Origin of the sequence: Phytopseudomonas seleniipraecipitans (genome assembly GCF_900102335.1) — a bacterium.
Classification (GTDB): Bacteria; Pseudomonadota; Gammaproteobacteria; order Pseudomonadales; family Pseudomonadaceae; genus Aquipseudomonas; species Aquipseudomonas seleniipraecipitans.
Genome location: NZ_FNBM01000009.1, coordinates 160,004 through 177,294, shown reverse-complemented (window position 1 = coordinate 177,294; position 17,291 = coordinate 160,004). Strand labels below are relative to the sequence as shown.

Annotated in this window: 13 protein-coding genes; 2 read left to right on the top strand and 11 right to left on the bottom strand. The window is 63.1% G+C overall.

The window, feature by feature from the left end; all coding sequences use genetic code 11:
* Nucleotides 1-98: 98 nt before the first annotated feature.
* From BLS60_RS17990 to glgA, 11 genes are all read right to left on the bottom strand, one after another.
* Nucleotides 99-512, bottom strand: coding sequence for a CBS domain-containing protein (locus tag BLS60_RS17990; RefSeq protein ID WP_070883536.1), 414 nt, complete (start codon nucleotides 510-512; stop codon nucleotides 99-101).
* A 163-nt stretch (nucleotides 513-675) separates the two neighbouring features.
* Entirely contained in the window at nucleotides 676-1,320 is a 645-nt protein-coding gene (locus BLS60_RS17985; RefSeq protein ID WP_092370791.1) for a glycosyltransferase family 2 protein, read from the bottom strand.
* Nucleotides 1,317-1,943 (bottom strand): class I SAM-dependent DNA methyltransferase, encoded by a 627-nt coding sequence (locus BLS60_RS17980; protein WP_070883534.1) that lies wholly within the window; start codon nucleotides 1,941-1,943, stop codon nucleotides 1,317-1,319. The genes BLS60_RS17985 and BLS60_RS17980 overlap by 4 nt, the downstream gene beginning before the upstream one ends.
* Nucleotides 1,940-2,698 carry a PIG-L deacetylase family protein gene (locus tag BLS60_RS17975; protein ID WP_092370789.1) on the bottom strand — a complete coding sequence of 253 codons (759 nt, stop codon included), beginning with the start codon at nucleotides 2,696-2,698 and terminating at the stop codon, nucleotides 1,940-1,942. Before BLS60_RS17975 ends, BLS60_RS17980 begins: the two co-directional genes overlap by 4 nt.
* Nucleotides 2,695-3,738 (bottom strand): acyl-CoA dehydrogenase family protein, encoded by a 1,044-nt coding sequence (locus BLS60_RS17970; RefSeq protein WP_244153436.1) that lies wholly within the window; start codon nucleotides 3,736-3,738, stop codon nucleotides 2,695-2,697. The genes BLS60_RS17975 and BLS60_RS17970 overlap by 4 nt, the downstream gene beginning before the upstream one ends.
* Nucleotides 3,735-5,864, bottom strand: coding sequence for a glycogen debranching protein GlgX (glgX, locus tag BLS60_RS17965; protein WP_070883532.1), 2,130 nt, complete (start codon nucleotides 5,862-5,864; stop codon nucleotides 3,735-3,737). Before glgX ends, BLS60_RS17970 begins: the two co-directional genes overlap by 4 nt.
* An 18-nt stretch (nucleotides 5,865-5,882) precedes the next feature.
* A complete protein-coding gene (locus tag BLS60_RS17960) occupies nucleotides 5,883-6,215 on the bottom strand; it encodes a DUF2934 domain-containing protein (protein ID WP_070883531.1) in 333 nt (110 codons plus the stop codon).
* Nucleotides 6,212-9,016 (bottom strand): malto-oligosyltrehalose synthase, encoded by a 2,805-nt coding sequence (locus BLS60_RS17955; RefSeq protein ID WP_092370786.1) that lies wholly within the window; start codon nucleotides 9,014-9,016, stop codon nucleotides 6,212-6,214. The genes BLS60_RS17960 and BLS60_RS17955 overlap by 4 nt, the downstream gene beginning before the upstream one ends.
* Entirely contained in the window at nucleotides 9,009-11,087 is a 2,079-nt protein-coding gene (malQ, locus tag BLS60_RS17950) for a 4-alpha-glucanotransferase (protein WP_092370783.1), read from the bottom strand. Before malQ ends, BLS60_RS17955 begins: the two co-directional genes overlap by 8 nt.
* Nucleotides 11,084-12,823, bottom strand: a complete 1,740-nt coding sequence (gene treZ, locus BLS60_RS17945) for a malto-oligosyltrehalose trehalohydrolase (RefSeq protein ID WP_092370780.1) — start codon at nucleotides 12,821-12,823, stop codon at nucleotides 11,084-11,086. The genes malQ and treZ overlap by 4 nt, the downstream gene beginning before the upstream one ends.
* Nucleotides 12,823-14,361, bottom strand: coding sequence for a glycogen synthase GlgA (gene glgA / locus BLS60_RS17940; RefSeq protein ID WP_070883527.1), 1,539 nt, complete (start codon nucleotides 14,359-14,361; stop codon nucleotides 12,823-12,825). The genes treZ and glgA overlap by 1 nt, the downstream gene beginning before the upstream one ends.
* 838 nt (nucleotides 14,362-15,199) lie before the next feature.
* On the opposite strand from glgA, the gene zapE reads away from it, so the two are divergent.
* Complete coding sequence (gene zapE / locus BLS60_RS17935; protein ID WP_092370937.1) at nucleotides 15,200-16,330, top strand: cell division protein ZapE; 1,131 nt, start codon at nucleotides 15,200-15,202, stop codon at nucleotides 16,328-16,330.
* Nucleotides 16,331-16,334: 4 nt separating this feature from the next.
* Complete coding sequence (locus BLS60_RS17930; RefSeq protein ID WP_092370777.1) at nucleotides 16,335-17,279, top strand: AEC family transporter; 945 nt, start codon at nucleotides 16,335-16,337, stop codon at nucleotides 17,277-17,279.
* Nucleotides 17,280-17,291: the final 12 nt, after the last annotated feature.

The following is a 17,291-nucleotide window of genomic DNA, read 5'->3' as shown; positions in this document are numbered from 1 at the left end:
AAGCGGTCACCGAACCGAGCGGTGGCAGATGACAGGCCAAGCTGGCAGGCAAACCCATAGCGGGCCGCCTGCTTGCGCGTCGCCTGTATCGGCATGGCTCAGTGCGCCTCGGTGACGCGGCGCAGCAGCGCCATGCTGGCGTCACTGTCGCCGCCCTGGGCGATATTGCCCAGCGACACCACGCCTACCAGTCGCTTGTCGCGGCTGAGCACGGGCAGGCGCCGCACCAGGTTCTCACCCATGTTGCGTGCCACGTGCTCGACGTCTTCATCCTCAAAGCAGTAGCGGATTTCGCCGCTCATCACTTCAGAGATCGGCGTTTCACCGGGCATGCCGGTGGCCACGGCGCGGATGGTGATGTCACGGTCGGTGATCATGCCGATCAGCCGATCGTCCTGATTGACCAGCAGGGCGCCGCAGTCGATGCGCGCCATCATTGCCGCCGCTTCGTGGATGGTTTGCGACGGGGTAATGGTCTGTACGCCGCGAGTCATGATATCGCTGACTTTCATTCTGTCCTCCGGTCGGTGGTCAAGGTGGTTCAGCGAGGCGCCTGGTGGCTGCGTGGGGCAGCCATCGGTGTTCCAGGCATCGTTAAATTCCGACTGGACGGGCAGGGCGGCGGTTCAAGGTTTTTACGGTGTAGGCGCTGCGTGAGGGCAGCATTTACGCCTGCTAGAGCAATGATTTCAGGTAATCGCCGAAGCCGCCGCGCGCGCGGCAGTCAAGCCGCGCACTGGTATACACCTGCGGCAGACAGCTCCAGGCGATACGCGCGCCAATTCGTTCGAAGGCCGCTACGAGCTGAACGTCTTCGTTCACCGGCAGCATCTTGAATCCACCGGCGTGCCGATAGGCGCTGGCGCTGAACGACAGGTTGGCACCATGGATGTGCCGATGCCCGTCGCGGGCGTGGTAAGCGCTGTGGTAGCGCGCCTGCAGCGCTTCGCCGAGGTCTCCCCATTCAGCGATCTGCACCGTACCGCACACCATATCGGCGTTCAGACGGCGCTGTTGCACTAACCAGTCCGGCGCGACGCGGCTGTCGGCATCGGAGCAGGCGAGCCAGCTGGCGCCATGGGACAGCAGCCACTCCACCCCAGCGGCCCGCGCCAGGCCGACGTTATGTGCACATACAGACAAAACATCGACCGGGTAATTGGCAGCGATTGACGCAGAACCGTCACTGCAGCTGTCCAGCACCACGAGGATGCGCACAGGCTCATCCAGCTCGGGATGAGCAGCCGCGGTCAGCGCTGCGTCCAGACACTGGTCGAGATATTGCTCTTCATTGTGGGCGGGGATGACGATGCCAATCACGCTGTGGACTCGTGTCCAGCGAGCGGCGCAAGGCCCTCGCGCTGCGCCACCGAGGTCGGCTGGGTGCCCCAGACTTCGAGGAGCATGTCGGCTTCTTCGAGGCGCGACAGGCGCGGCAGGCCAAGCCCGGCATGCAGGCGCTGGTGGACCTCGTCACCGCTCAACGGGCATTCATCGATCGGCCAGCGCCAATGGCAGGCGAGCAGGTTGCCGCCCTGGTTGAGCGAGGCCCGCGCGTGTTCGATAAGCCGGTCGAGGTCCTCGCTGTCGAGGTAGTAGCACAGCTCACTGAGCACGATCAGGTCGAAGCGGCCCTGCGGCCATTGCTCAGGCAGGCGGGTTTGCAGCAAGCGCACGTTGCAGCGATGCTCAAGGCGAGTACGCGCCAGCTCCAGAGCGATTGCCGAGGTGTCGCTGCACAGCAGTTGGCTGCAGCGTTCAGCCAGGCGCACGCTGAGTTCACCATTGGCGCAACCCGGCTCGAAAATGTTGCCGTAATGGCTGCGCGGCAAGGCGGCCAGCGTCAAGTTGCGCTTGCGCTGTTCATACCAGCGTTCACGAAACGACCAGGGATCCTCGCTGCTCCGGTAGAGCTTCTCGAAGTAGTTGTCGGCCACGCTCATAAAAACACCACCTCGAACGGTTGCTGCAGACGTTCAACTGTCACCGCGGAGAGCACGGGCTCGTGGCCGGTATCCGGGTCGCTATACAACTGGCTGGCGAAGGCCTGGATGGCGTGGCGTTTGCGCGCCTGGGCCCATTTGTCCAGCGGTAGTTTGCGAGCTCGATCCCATGGAATGCGCGGATCTTCCGGGCTGGCCCAATGCCAAGCCCACACGGGTATCTCGTGCACCCGCGCGCCACGCGCCTGGGTGGCGGCAAGCGAGGCCCGACCCACCGCCTCGTGGTCGCTATGGCCGTCCTCTCTCCAGGTGGTGAACACCACGTCGCTGGGTTGCAGGTAAGTGCTGAGAAACGCCACCAGCTCGCTTTCCCGGCTGGCAACGCCGGTATCCGGAAAGCCACCATGGACCCATTGCATCTGGTTGAGCGGCAGGCCGAGGCGTTTGAGGGCGTCGGCGCTTTCCAGCGGCCTGGCGATGCTCAGCCGCTCGGGTGTCCAATAGCTGGATGTCGGGTGGCTGGCGCTGCCGTCTGTGACGGAAATCAGCAGAACCTGGCGATGTTCGCGGGCGAGCCACTGCAGCAGGCCGCCACAGCCGAGAATCTCGTCGTCCGGGTGCGGTGAGATGATCACTGCCCGCGAGCCAACCGGCACCAGCTCGGCGCCATCGATATCGGCCACTGCGGCGAGGCGACGTGAGGCTTTCCACGCTTGGGGCGAGGTGCCCTGTCCCTGAATCGGATTGGTATTCATAACATCCAGCTTCCTTGTGGTTGGCGCGCCGCCAGCTGGCCCAATGCCGCGAGGTCGCGCTCGGCATGGCTCTGGCGCAGGTACACGGGCAAATCGGCAAGGTGTTGGGCAAGCGTGGCGTCGCGGCAATAGGGCGCTGCGCCCAGAGCGCGGCCGACGTGATGAATGACCTGCTCGGCGCTGTTCTCACACACCGCGCGTACCCGTCGCACCGGCAGTTCAGCATCGGCGTGCTGATTGTCGTCGATCCAGCTGGCGCACTCGCGCAGGGCGGTGGCCGCTGCCAGCAAAGCAGTGTCGACCTGGCCAAGGTGGGCGAGGGCGTGGGGTTCATCGTGCCGGGCACAGTGCTTGCGCAGCGCTTCACCGATGGTTTGCGCCGAGCCGTACCAGCAGGCAGCAATGCCCGCGCCGCCTTGCCAGAATCCGGGTCGTTGCAGATAGCCGTTGGCGGGGCCGACGAGCAGACCATGGGCATCATCGAACTCGATTTCGACGCTTTGCGTGGCTTGCATACCGATCGCCTGCCAGCCTTGGTCGGTGACGTGTACACCCGGTTGGGCCAGCGCCACGGCGACCAATTGCTGTTCGCCGCGACTGTTCCATGCGGTCAGCAGGCCATGGCTGAGCACCTTGGCGCCTGAGCACCAGGCCTTGCGACCGTACAAGCGCGCGCCGGCTTCAGGCTGCTTGGCATCGATGTCGGTATCAACAGTGACGCGGGCCTGCGGCGGCTCGGCGGCCCACATGCCCCAGGTGCTGTCGACCGGCGCGGGCACGGCGTGGTGCTCGAGAATCGCCAGCGCGTCGGTGTGGCCTTCGTACAGCTTGCACAGGCTCAGGTCGTGCGCCGCTACGGCCGCCAGCGCCTGCCAGCGTTGCAGGGTCTGGCCGTGGCCAGGCTGCGGTAATTGGTCGAGGCCCGCGCGACACAGCGTTTGCAACGCGTGGGCGAGGGCCTCGGAGTGTATCGGTGCAGCAAGCGGCAGCTCATTCAGCAGGACACCAAGGCGCTCTGTCGAATGGCCGCCGCCGTTCATACCACCTTTTCCTTCTGAAGCTCGAAGAGCACCAGCGAACGGTGGGTGACGATGAACTCGCTGCCGAACTGGAAGGTTTCGTCTTCCAGCTCGTCGGTGCGGTTGGTGTCGATCATGCAGGTCCAGTGGCTGCCCTGGGCAACTTCCGGCAGGCGGAAATTGACCACGTCATGGTGCGCATTGACTACCAGCAGCAAGGTCGCGTCAGCGCCGCTACGGCGAATGCCGGTCGGCTGAGCACGGCCATCGAGCAGCATGCCCATGCAGCGGGCATGCGGGTCGTGCCAGTTTTCTTCGCTCATTTCCTCGCCGTTCGGTGCCAGCCAGGTGACGTCCTTGACGCCCAATTCCTCGTTGTAGGCGCCGACGAAGAAGCGCCCGCGACGCAGAATCGGGTAGCTCATGCGCAGCTTGATCAAGCGGCTGACGAAGGTTTGCAGTTGCTTGCCCTGCTCACCAAGGTTCCAGTCGATCCAACCGATTTCACTGTCCTGGCAGTAGGCATTGTTGTTGCCGTGCTGGGTACGCGCGAACTCATCGCCAGCCACCAGCATCGGCGTGCCTTGAGCGAGCAGCAGGGTGGCCATGAAGTTGCGCATCTGGCGGAAGCGCAGGTCATTGATTTCCGGATCGTCGGTCGGACCCTCGACGCCGTGGTTCCAGGACAGGTTGTTGTTGCTGCCGTCCTGGTTGTTCTCATCGTTGTCCTCGTTGTGCTTGTCGTTGTACGACACGAGGTCATTGAGGGTGAAGCCGTCGTGGGCGGTGATGAAATTCACCGAGGTGAACGGCCGGCGGCCACGCTGGTTGTACAGATCGCCCGAGGCCGTCAGGCGGCTCGCAAGCTCGGCCAGTTGGCCTTCGTCGCCTTTCCAGAAGCCGCGCACGTTGTCGCGGAACTTGTCGTTCCACTCGGCCCAGCCCGGCGGGAAACCACCGACCTGATAACCGCCGGGGCCGCAGTCCCACGGCTCGGCAATCAGCTTGACCTTGCTCAGCACCGGGTCCTGGCGACAGGCGACAAGGAAGCTGTGGCGTTCGTCGTAGCCATCGTGGGCGCGAGCGAGGATGGTCGCGAGGTCGAAACGGAAGCCGTCGACACCCATTTCCTTGGCCCAGTAGCGCAGCGAGTCGGTGACCATCTGCAGCACACACGGGTGGCTCAGATCGAGCGTGTTACCGGTGCCCGAATCGTTGATGTAGTAGCGCTTGTCGTCGGGCATCAGCCGGTAGTAACTGGCGTTGTCGATACCGCGCATGGACAGAGTAGGGCCGAGCTCGTTGCCCTCGGCGGTATGGTTGTAGACCACATCGAGAATCAGCTCCAAACCGGCGTCGTGCAAGTGCGCGACCATCTCCTTGAACTCGTTGATGTGACCGCTGGCCGAGTAACGTGGGTGGGGCGCGAAAAAGCCGATGCTGTTATAGCCCCAGTAGTTGTTCATGCCCTTTTCCAGCAAGTGCTGGTCGTTGACGAAGGCATGTACAGGCAACAGCTCAACCGAGGACACACCCAGCTTGCGGATGTGCTTGATCACCTCGGCGTTGGCCAGCCCGGCGAACGTGCCGCGCTTGTCATCGGGCACTGCCGGGTGGCGCATGGTCAGGCCGCGCAGGTGGGCTTCGTAGAGGACGGTCTTGTCCCAGTCCACGCGATGGCTGCGGTGCTTGCCCCAGGTGTACGCAGGGTCGATCACCTTGCACTTGGGCACGAAAGGCGCACTGTCGCGCTCGTCGAAACTGAGGTCGCCGTCTGGGTGGCCAATTTCATAGCCGAACAGTGCTTCCGACCACTTCAGCTCGCCGACCAGTTGCTTGGCGTACGGGTCGATCAGCAACTTGTTGGGGTTGAAACGGTGCCCGGCTTCCGGCTCGTAAGGGCCGTATACGCGGTAGCCGTAGACCAGCCCCGGATGGGCATCGGGCAGGTAGCCGTGCCAGATTTCGTCGGTGTACTCCGGCAATTCGATGCGCTCAATCTCCTCCAGACCGTCGGAATCGAAAATGCACAGTTCGACCTTGGTGGCGTGGGCCGAGAAGAGCGCGAAGTTAACGCCCAAACCATCCCAGGTCGACCCTAGAGGAAAGGGTTGACCTTCGGTAATACGCGAGCGTGGTTGACTCATTCTGGGTGGCTCCTGGTGTCAGGCCTTGGGTTTCTTGGGGGTGGCTTTGGCGGCGGCAGGTTTGGCCTTGGCCGGCGCCTTGGCAGGTTTGAGCAGTGCTGGTTTCTCCGCCTCGGCGGGTGCTGCGGGCTTGCGTGCGCGGGGCTTGCTTGCAGCGGCTGGCTCGGGATCCGCGGCCTTCGGCTTGGCTGCGCGCTTGCTGGCCGCTGCGGCCTTGCCCGACGGCGTTTGTTCGGCTTCTACCAGCTTTGTGGCCATTTCCCAGTGGCGCTTGGCGTGGCCATTGGGTTTCCCTTCGGATTCCCAGATCTGGTAGGCGAATTCACGGATGCGTTCTTCTTTTGCGCTCATGGGTGTGACTCCTGAGGTTGGCTAGGGGCGATCAGCAGATTGACGGGAACCTCACGCAGCACATCGCTGACGGCGAGGTGGCCGTCGTTCGTTAGCGGGTCGGCAGGGCAGAACACGCTGTGCAGCGTTTTGCCCGCCAGCACAGGCGGCAGAGCGATACGGGTGTCGCCCCATTGGTCATGTGGGATCAGCGGCAGTGGGCTGTCGCCCAGCAGGTCGGCAGCGCGGCAAGGCACTACGACCAACGCGTGGCTGTCGCCGTCGCTGCGCAGGAAGGCGAGCAGCTTGTCGGCGTGTTGACCGTGCACGGTCAGCGGCTGGTAATCGCCCGTGGCGAATACCGTTGCCTGCTGCTGGCGCGCGGTCAGGGTTGCGGCAATCAACGCCTGCTTGACGTGACCATCGTGCCAGTGGACCAGCGCTTGGCTGATGGATTCCTTGGCCTGCAACGCCTGCTGGCGGGCAGCGAAATCCACGGGGCGGCGGTTGTCCGGGTCGACTAGCGAGAAGTCCCAGAACTCGCAGCCCTGATACAGATCCGGCACACCCGGCACGCTCATGCGCAACAGGCTTTGGGCCAGGCTGTTCAACGCTCCGGCAGGAGCCAATTGCATGGCCGCGGTGCGGATCTGCTCACGCAACTCGCGGCATTCATCGCTGCCCAGCAGGCGTTCCAGATAGGCCCGGCAGGCGCTCTCATAAGTACCGTTGGGGTTGCTCCAGGTGCTGCGCAGCTTGGCTTCGCGCACGGCCTTTTCCTGCCAGGCGATCAGCCGCTCGGCAAATGCCTGCAAGCCGTTGGCGTCATCTGCCTGCAAATCCAGCGGCCAGCAGGCCAACAGAATTTGCAGCAGCATCAGCTCGTCGCCGGGCGAGGGCGCCATGCCGTCATCCTGCTCTTCGCGCAGCGGTGCAGCCAGCTCACGCCAGTGTTGGCAGCGCGCGGCGAACCAGTCGGCACGCTCGCTGAGTACGGCAAGGCGCGCACGGGTGTCTTCGCCACGTTTGTGGTCGTGGGTCGCGGTGGTCAGCAGGTTGGCCGGGAAGTGCCGGGCCCGTTCCACACTGCCGTCATGGAAGGCATCGATAGGCGCGCTGAACTGCTGCGGGTCGAAGCCCACATCATTACGCGACAGCAGCACGGCGCTGCGGTAGCAGGCGGTGTCTTCCACAGCCTTGGCGGCGGCGGGCGAGGTCAGTTGCTGGAAACGTTCGATCATTTTCGCCCTGAGCTTGCGCTGTGGGCTTGGCTGCAGCTCGGACAGTGCCTGAGCGCCCAGCCAGCTATTGAGGTGCTCGAGCAGCGGCCAGTCGCCTTCGGCCAGGCGAGTACGCGCGCCTTCCAGCGCCTGGTCGAACACCGCCTGATCGCTGACGCTGCGGCCCGCGGCAGACACATAGGTGCGGTACACCGGGAAGTGCACGATCAGCTCCAGCACCGCGCGACGAATGGCGCCGAGGGTCAGGTCGCGGGTGGCGATGTCATCCCGGGCGATCAGCAGCAAGCCTTGGGCGAGCGCTTCGAGGTCGCCGGCCAGGGAGGTAGTCAGTACCAGATGGCGCGCCTGGCGCACTTCTTCCATGAAGTCGGCATCACGGCCGCTGGTCTCGCTCCATAGCTGCGCCAATGCGGCTTCGCCTTCAGGGGCGTGCTGCAACAGCGACACCTGGTTCATGAATTCATAACCGGTGGTGCCATCGACGCCCCAGTCGCGCGGCAGATGCTCACCTTCGCCGAGGATTTTCTCGACGTAGATCGGGAAGCGCGCTCCGCGTAATTCGGCAGGGCGCTGCGCGAGCAAACGCTCAACGCGGCGGCGCAGCTTGCGGCAATAGGCCCGTGGGTTGGCGAGGCCATCGACATGGTCGATGCGCAGGCCGTCAACCAGACCATTTTCGATCAGTTCGAAAATCTTCGCGTGGGTCGCTTCGAACACCTCGTGGCGCTCGACCTTGAGGCCGCCGAGCTCGTTGATGTCGAAGAAGCGCCGCCAGTTGATGTCATCCGCCGCCGTGCGCCAGCTGGCCAGGCGATAATGCTGGCGTTCGAGCAATTCGTGCAGGGCCTGGAAGCCGTTGTCTTCAGTCGGCCGCAGGCTGGCAAACGCGTGCTCGATAGCCTCGCCGGCCTGGCTGCCCAGCTCGGCCAATTCACCGAACAGCGCCTTGGCCTGTTGCTGACCTTCGCGGTTGTCCTGCAGGGCGGCAAAGCGCTTGCCGAGTGCCTGCAGGCCGGGATGCTCGCTACGCTGCAACACGTCGCCGTAAGTCGGCGGATTGAGCGGGAAGCGGTGATCGTAATGACTGGCGTAGAGCAGGCCATGCTCGGCATCGAAATGCAGCTCAATTTCGCCGGCGGCCAGCACTTCGCCGTAATCGCTGCGCAGGAACGGCACCAGCAGCTGGCCGCGCAGCAGCGGGTCGTGGGACTGCCAATGAATGTCGAAGAACTTGGCGTGCGGGCTGCTGACGCCCCATTCCAGCACGTCCAGCCACCAGGGGTTGGCGTCGCCGCCCACGGCCATGTGGTTGGAGACGATATCGAGGATCAAGCCCATGCCTTTGCTGCGCAACGCAGCGACCAGGCGCTTGAGCGCCGCTTCGCCGCCGAGCTCAGGGTTGACGCGAGTCGGGTCGACCACGTCATAACCATGCATGGAGCCAGGCCGTGCGGTGAGCAGTGGCGACGCATAGATGTGGCTGATGCCGAGGCCGGCAAAGTAGTCCACCAGCGGCACCGCATCATCCAGGGTGAAATCCTTGTGAAACTGCAGGCGAACCGTGGCGCGCAAGTCACTCATGGCGAGTGCCCTCGACCAGGTTGCGTGCCCACTGCAAGCGCTGCAGGCGATGGCTTACCGCCGGGGCGTCAAGCATGTCTTGCGCCTGCTCTGGCCAACGGCGGCGCCAGTTCGGGTGTTCGTCGCCAGGCCCCGGGAGGTTGGGCTGTTCGCTGGATGCCATGGCATCTTCGAGGGGCAGCAGTACCAGCGGTGCCGGGGTGCTGCCGATGAACGCGATACTCGCATCGAGCTGCTGGCTGTCGTCCATCTGATCGGCAGTGGCATGGCCATGCTCTTGCAAGACCTGATGCAGTGCCTGGGTTTCGTGAGCGCGCAATTCATGATCCTGTCTGGTGTAGTCGTCGCTGCGGTGGCCCGCGGCCTGGCGCCAATGAATGTCGCGGGAGGCAAGCCAGCCGCGAATGCTTGGCAAATCGTGTGTGGTCGTAGTCGCCAGGGCGTCCTGGGGCCAATGCCCAGCTGGATGGAAACGGCCATCGTTCTGTTCGAACAGGAGAACGCGCATGCCCAGGATGTTGCGTTGCGCAAGTTCCTCGCGCAGGCCGTCAGGCACGGTACCGAGATCTTCGCCGATGATCAGTGCACGGTGGCGCTCGGCCTCCAGACACAGCAGGCGCAGCAGGTCCTGCGACGGGTAGTTGAGGTAGGCACCTGCCGAAGAGTCCGCGCCCTCTGGAATGACCCACAGGCGGCGCATGCTCATCACGTGGTCGATACGCATACCGCCAGCGTGCGCCAGGTTGGCGCGCAGCATTTCGATATAGGCGCGGAAACCACTCTGCTGCAGCCCCTGCGGCGAGAAAGCAGATACGCCCCAGTTCTGCCCGGAGCGATTGAGTATGTCGGGCGGGGCGCCAACGCTGACCGCTTGCAGCAGTTCCGTCTGACGCGCCCAGGCCTGGCTGCCTGAGGCATCGGCGCCGACTGCCAGGTCGGCAATCAGGCCGACACTCATACCGGCCTCACGCGCGCAGCCCTGAGCACGGTCCAGGCAGCGAGCGATCAGCCACTGTGCGAACGCATGGAATTCGATTTCGTGCTGATGCCCCTCGCAGAACTCCTCCACGGCGTCACTCGCCGGGTCGCGATACTGCTCGGGCCACACGCGCCAGTCCACGGGCAGTTGATTGAGATCCATGAAACCGCGCAGCGCTTCGAAGCGGCAGTGCTGACGCAATGCATCGCCGCCATCGCGACGGAATGTCTCGAAGTCGGCCTGCAAGGGATGCAGGCTGACGCTGAAGTCGGCATGCAATTGACGCAAGATGCGCATCCGGCTGCTGGCCACACCCGGCCAGTCGATCAGATCGAGGCTTTCCAGACGCGCCAGTTCATCGCCAAGGCCGCAGGTGCGGACAGCTTGCTGCACCGCTGCGTCACCCAGCACGCTGGCCGGCGCCGCATGCAGCACGTTGAAGAACAGGCGGCTGGATGGCGAGTAGGGGCTGTAGGTGTGCAGGTTCGCGCTGAACATCGCATGCATCGGGCTGATCGCCACCGCGTCGGCGCCATGCCTGGCAGCGCTGCTCACCAGCGACTCCAATGCCTGGGTGTCGCCCAGCCCACCGTCGTGCGGGCGGCGCAGAGAGTACAGCTGGGCGCTGAGGCCCCAGATTTTTGCATTCTCACGGCCAGCCAGCTGCGTCACGCTCGGGCAGGCAGGCGGTGCCACAGCCAGAGTGACTTCGCCATTGGCGATGCGAAGCCTGTGGTAGCCGGTAGTACCGATCACGGGCAGGCGCGCGCTGTCGTCGAGGCGGCCTTCGAGGCGCTCACCCTGTTCCAGCTCGATCACAAACGGAGTGCCCGGCGGGAAGTAGCGAGTCAGGTCGAGCGTTTCATCCTGATCAAGGGTGATCAGCGGGCCAAGCGCCAGGGTGTCGCGGCGATGCTGCAATTCACCCAGGCTGGCTTCGATCTGTTCGTCGGTCTGCGCCGGATAACCCAGCGCTTCAAGCAGCTGACGCTGATGTTCGGGGGCGACGGATTGTTCACGGCCATCGGCATCGACCCAATCGACGCTCAGACCAGCGGCTTGGCTCAGTTCGGCAAGGCGTGCATCACTCATGCTGCGCCCTCCAGAACGACCCGGATGCTGCGTGGCGGCAGGCGGTCGGCTTGCTCACCTGCACGGTAGGCGAACAGCGTATGACCTTGATCATGGGCGTCGGTTGGCACGTGGGTATCACTCAGGTTCAGGTCGATGTGCAGGGTTTGCCCGTCGCCGAGCTGCCAGCTGGCAGCGACGGCGGCCTCGCCAAGCACGCGGCTTTCCAGGGCCTGACTGCCGAGCAGACGCGGCACGATGTGCTGGTGGCGCAACGCAAGCAGCTCACCGTAGAAGGCCAGCCAGGACTGAGCAGCGGGCGAGGTGCGCATGGCATAGTCGGGAGCGGAGGCCTTGAACGTCTGCTCATCATTGGGTGTGGGAATGGCTTGGCCAGAGAATTTCGAGAACTCGCTGAACTCGTTCTGGCGGCCTTTGCGGACTGCTTCGCCCAGTTCATCGTTGTGCGATGTGAAAAACTGGAACGGCTGCTCGCAACCCCATTCCTCGCCCATGAACAGCAGTGGAATCATTGGGCTGAGCAACAGCAGGGCGGTGGCGCTTTTCAGCGCGTCGACATCGGCAAGCGCCAGCAAGCGCTCACCAACGGCACGGTTGCCGATCTGGTCATGGTTCTGCAGAAACAGCACGAAGGAGCTCGGCGGCAGATGGCCGCTGCTGCTACCGCGGGCGGTGCCACGGCGGGTATTTTCGCCCTGATAGATGAAGCCTTCGCGCAGGCATCGCGCCAGCTTTTGCGTAGCATCTTCGGCGTAATCGGCGTAGTAGCCTTCTCGCTCGCCGGTCAGCAGATGATGCAGCACGTTGTGGCCGTCGTCATTCCACTGGGCAATGAAGCCGCGCTGCAGCAGCTCGGCATCGTTGTGCTCGTTCTCCAGCACCAGGTGCAGATGCCGGGTAGACGGAATCGAGCCATGCAGGCGCTCCGCCAGTTCGATCAGGAAGTCGCGCTCGCCGATGGCGTGCACTGCATCCAGACGCAGGCCGTCGACGCGGTAGTCCTGCACCCACATCAGGGCGTTGTCGATAAAGAAGTCACGCACTTCGCGGCGGCGGAAGTCGATGGCAGCGCCCCAGGGGGTGTGCACGTCTTCGCGGAAAAAGGCGCTGGCGTACTGGCCGAGGTAATTACCATCAGGGCCGAAGTGGTTGTAGACCACATCGATGAACACCATCAGGCCCAGCTCGTGGGCGCGGTCAATGAGTGCGCGTAGGTCGTCAGGCGTGCCGTAGGAGGAATCCGGGGCGAATGGCAGCACGCCGTCGTAGCCCCAGTTGCGGCCGCCGGGAAATTCACCGAGCGGCATCAGTTCGATGGCGGTGACGCCCAGGTCAGCGAGGTCTTGCAGCTTTTCAGCTACACCGGCATAGCCGCCCAGAGTGCCAACGTGCAGCTCGTAAAGCACCGTTTCCTGCCAGGGACGACCCTGCCAGTCATCGGTGCGCCAGGCATACTGGTCAGGATCGGCCACTCGGCTTGGCCCATGTACGTCACTGGCTTGCCAGCGCGAAGCGGGGTCCGGAACCTGCAGCTCATCATTGATCAGGTAGCGATAATCGGTACCTGCAGCAACTTCGAGCGTTGTGCTGAACCAACCATTGTCGGCGGTCATTTCATGTTGCTGATCATCTTGCAGCACTACTGCCACGCGTTTGGCATCTGGTGCCCAGAGGTTGAAGCGGGTTTGCCCCTGGTCGTCCAGCCATGCGCCATGTCGTCGCTTGTTCTCTACCATCACACCAGTTTCCCGCCCGACTTTTTCGCAGCCAGCAACTTGCGGTACAACGCCGCATAGGGCTCCACAGATTGCTTCCAATACAAAGGTGAGGCCATGGCGCGAGCGCGCATGGCGTTGAGCAGTTCAGGATTGCGGTACACCGCCATCGCCCGCTGCACTGCTTCCAGATAGCTCTCGCTGCTGGTTTCGTTAAACAGGAAGCCGGTGACCCCATCTTCAATGGTGTCAGCCAGGCCGCCAGTGGCACGGGCAATGGGCAGCGAGCCGAAGCGTTGTGCGTACATCTGGCTGAGGCCGCATGGCTCGAAGCGCGACGGCATCAGCAGGAAATCACTGCCGGCGAACATGCACCGCGCGTCGGCTTCGTTGAAACCCACATTGGCGCCAACGCGGCCCGGATGACGACGGGCGAGTTCGCGTACCGCTTCCTCGAGGTCTTCCTCACCGCGACCGATGATGGCGATGCGGCCGCCCTGGGCGACGATGGCGTCGGCGATTTCCAGGGTCAGGTCGATGCCTTTCTGCTGCACCAGCCGCGAAACCACGGCGAACAGCGGGCCGTCGCTCTGCTCAAGGCCGAACATGCGCTCTACATGGCGGGTGTTCGCGCGTTTGGCTTCCCAGTCATGGGCTTCGAAGCCCTGCACCAGATGCGGGTCGTTCAGCGAATCCCAGCTGTCATCGATGCCATTGGGGATGCCGCTCAATTGGTTAAGCTTGACCTTGAACTGCAGCATGCCTTCCAGGCCACAGCCAAATTCCTCCGTAGTGATCTCGCGCGCGTAGTTTTCGCTCACGGTGGTCACGTGGTCGGAGTACACCAGGCCGGCCTTGAGGAACGACAGGCGGCCATAAAATTCCATGCCCTGATGGCCGCAAGCCGAGGAGGGCAGGCCCAGCTCCGGGCTGCATTCCAGGCTGCACAGTCCCTGATAGGCAAGGTTGTGAACGGTGAACACGGTGGGCGTGGTCTGCCCGCGCCAGCTCATGTAAGCGGGGGTCAGTGCGGCCGGCCAGTCGTTGGCGTGAACCACCTCCGGGCACCAGCTGAGGCAAGCAGTACCGGCAGCAATTTCCGCAGCGGCCAAGCCCAGGCGGGCGAAGCGGATGTGGTTGTCCTGCCAGTCGCGGCCGTGGCTGTCGCCGTACGGGGTGCCGTCACGGTCATACAGCTCGGGGCAAATGAGCACATAAACCACCAGCCCATCGGGCAGCGTCATGCAGCCGATACGTGCGGGCGGCAGCGCGGCGTGACCCGGTACGCTACCCACATCGCGGATAGCGTGGCCACTTTCCATCACTTGGCGGTAGCCGGGAATCAGCACCCGAACGTCGTGATCGGCGTTCATGGCGCGTGGCAGCGAGGCGGATACATCGCCCAGGCCGCCCACCTTGATGAGGTCAGCCAGCTCTGGGCTGACAAAAAGAATTTTTTTCTTCACCGCGTGCAGGTTGGTAATTTTCGACTGCGGTTTGAGCGGCGTTTCTACCAGTACTGATTGATCAAACCGTGATGCTGCGACAGCGTTTCCCATACCATCCTCCGATCGATTCTGTCCTTGACCCGTGATTGTTTCGTTTGCTTGCACGCCAACGGGAATATGCCGCATGTCTTTCCACTTGAATCCCGTATCTGGGGCCGGAGGAGAAGCTGCTTTCTGGTTGTTTAATTCCCACGTAGTTGATGACCTAGGCGGTAAAGAAGAAGTTTCGACTATTTTCACGTTGGCGGCCGGCAGCGCGGAACTAACGCAAGGCAGTGACTTTTCGCTGCGCTTAGCCGGTTAGTTGTCGTTTTTCGACTGTGATGGGCGGTCTTGTGCGGGGCTTTTAACTGTTTGAAAGGCGCTCTGGGAGGCGCTTTTCAGGATTTCCCCCTGCGCAGGGCGACAGGCGGTCATAAGGCTCGGGTAAATCGGTTAGTTACTGCCCCTAAGCGAAACTTCGACAAGGCTTGGACAAAACTTTGCACAACTAAGCGGCGCCACTAGTTCGCGCCTTAGTGGCACTTTAGTTTGATCGGATGAACAAGTATGGGAGTTATCGTTTTATATCGGCTCGTACCTGTTCGATATTCCCGTTCGCTCGGTCGAGTGAGCTGACCTCCGCGAGCCTCGAATGAACTTGCTGATAAGTCAGCCGCCGCTAGAAGTTACGCACTAAACGGCGACTGGGCCTGGCGCTTGTTGAGGTAAAACGGTGGCAATTTGCTCACTGACAGAGGCCTGCTGTAGCGAATCGCGAACACTCTCAGGCGGTGGCGTGGATGCTGACCACCTGTCACGCCGCAGCCCTGGCAAACGCTGTGAGGTTGACGGTAAGCCAGCCTACCGTTTTGATATCCGCATTCAGGGGGATGGTAAACGGTGTTTTTTGATTTCTGAGCAGTCGCTGGGTGTACCCGTCGAGCAGATCGAGGCGTGGGTGCAGCACGGTTTCACCGCGGCGTTGCAGGCGCGCGGCTATCGCGCCGACGCCGAGCAGCAGCGGGCAATCGATACTCTGGCGCGGTGGCTGCAAGAATGGAGCACGGGGCGTCGTGGCCGGCTGCGCAAGCCTGCTGCCGGGGTTTACCTATGGGGCGGCGTAGGGCGTGGCAAGAGTTTCGTCATGGACGCATTCTTCGCCGCGGCGCCGTTGGCGGCCAAGCGGCGCGTGCATTTTCATGCCTTTCTGCAGGAACTGCAGCAGCGCATGCAGGCTTTCGCCGGTCATCCGGATCCGCTGGTGCTGGCCATTCGTGCGCTGGCCCAGGACATCCGCCTGTTGTGCTTCGACGAGTTCCACGTGCATGACATCGGTGATGCGATGCTCTTGCGCCGTCTGCTCGACGTGCTGGTCGGGGAGGGCGTCGGCCTGGTGATGACGTCCAATTACGCGCCGGCCGGGCTGTGCCCCAATCCGCTGTACCGCGATCGCTTCACGCCGGCCATCACTACCCTGGAAAAACGGTTTACCGTGGTGGCCCTGGATGCCGGCATCGATTACCGCGCGCTGCCTGGCAGCGAGCAGCGTTGGGGCGACTACGTGTGGCCGCATTCGGCGGGCGGGCTGGCTTACCTGCAAACCTGGCTGGGCCTTGATGAGCAGGCCGCGAGCGAGCAGGTGCTGGAGGTCAACCATCATCCATTGCGAGTGAAGGCAATGGCGCCCGGTCGCGCTTGGCTGGAGTTCTCCGACTTATGCGGTAATGCGTACTCTACGGCGGACTTCCTGTGGTTGCTCCAGCGCTGTCCGCGCCTGGCGCTGAGCGGGGTGCCTACTCTGGATTCGCAGCCGACCGATGCTTGCCAGCGGTTCATCAATCTGGTCGATATCGCGTACGATGCCGGCGCGACTGTCTTGCTAAGCAGCGAATCGAGCCTCGAGCGCCTGTGCCGCGGTTCACCCCATCAGGACTTCGCCCGTACGCGCAGCCGCCTTAGCCAGTTGCGTGTGCATGAATTGCATGTGTCTGAAGGCATCGGCCACGGCGCCGGTGGTGTCATCGACAAGGAATTCTGATCCCGTGCTGCAAATTTTTCAGATCACCGCGCCGATCTTCCTGCTGATCGGGCTGGGTTATGCCGCTGCCATGAGCGCTGTGCTCAGTCGCGAACAAGTGCGCGGCATCGGTACGTTCGTCATCACCTTCGCCATGCCGGCGCTGCTGATCAAGACCCTGGGTACGTCGCCGATCCAGCAGACGATGATTCCCGGCTACCTGATTGCCTATACCCTGGGCTCGTTCGTGACCTTCGTTACGGCATTCTGCGTGTCCCGCTGGCTGCGACGTGACGACCTGTCCGGCTCGGCGATCAACGCCATGGGCATGTCGGTTTCCAACAGCGGGTTCATCGGTTACCCATTGGTGGCAGCGGCCATCGGCTCGCCTGCGGTACTGGGCATGGCCATGGGCATGTTGGTCGAGAATCTGCTGCTGATTCCCCTTGCGCTGGTGCTCGCGGAGGCCGGTAAGCAGCAGGGTGGCGGCTGGCTGACGGTGTTGCGCATGACCTTTGCGCGCCTGTTGAAGAACCCGGTGATCATCGGCATCGTGCTCGGCCTTTGTGTATCGCTACTGGGCGTCGAGATTCCACCGCTGCTGCTCAAGCCCATCGACATGCTCGCCGGGGTATCGGCGCCGCTGGCGCTGTTCGTGATTGGTGCCGGGCTATTCGGTATGAAGGCGCGTGGGGTATGGGTAGATGCGGCATGGATCGCCAGCGGCAAATTGATCATCCATCCGCTGGCGGTGCTCTGTGCATTCCTGCTGATACCGGGCGTCGATCCGGTCATGAAAGCGGTGGGCGTGCTGTTCGCCTGTTCGCCGATGATGAGCATCTTTCCGATCCTCGGGCAGCGCTTCGGCCTAGAGGATCGCTGCAGCGCGACCCTGCTGGTGGCCACGGTGCTGTCGTTCTTCACCATCAGCGTGGCGCTGATCCTGATTAACGCCTCACCGGCGCTTTAAAGCTGCTGCCAG

Bases quoted from the DNA above. Each gene is read 5' to 3' on its own strand.
- BLS60_RS17990 (WP_070883536.1), bottom strand. From the start codon at position 512: ATGAAAGTCAGCGATATCATGACTCGCGGCGTACAGACCATTACCCCG.
- BLS60_RS17980 (WP_070883534.1), bottom strand. From the start codon at position 1,943: ATGAGCGTGGCCGACAACTACTTCGAGAAGCTCTACCGGAGCAGCGAG.
- BLS60_RS17975 (WP_092370789.1), bottom strand. From the start codon at position 2,698: ATGAATACCAATCCGATTCAGGGACAGGGCACCTCGCCCCAAGCGTGG.
- BLS60_RS17970 (WP_244153436.1), bottom strand. From the start codon at position 3,738: ATGAACGGCGGCGGCCATTCGACAGAGCGCCTTGGTGTCCTGCTGAAT.
- glgX (WP_070883532.1), bottom strand. From the start codon at position 5,864: ATGAGTCAACCACGCTCGCGTATTACCGAAGGTCAACCCTTTCCTCTA.
- BLS60_RS17960 (WP_070883531.1), bottom strand. From the start codon at position 6,215: ATGAGCGCAAAAGAAGAACGCATCCGTGAATTCGCCTACCAGATCTGG.
- BLS60_RS17955 (WP_092370786.1), bottom strand. From the start codon at position 9,016: ATGAGTGACTTGCGCGCCACGGTTCGCCTGCAGTTTCACAAGGATTTC.
- malQ (WP_092370783.1), bottom strand. From the start codon at position 11,087: ATGAGTGATGCACGCCTTGCCGAACTGAGCCAAGCCGCTGGTCTGAGC.
- treZ (WP_092370780.1), bottom strand. From the start codon at position 12,823: ATGGTAGAGAACAAGCGACGACATGGCGCATGGCTGGACGACCAGGGG.
- glgA (WP_070883527.1), bottom strand. From the start codon at position 14,361: ATGGGAAACGCTGTCGCAGCATCACGGTTTGATCAATCAGTACTGGTA.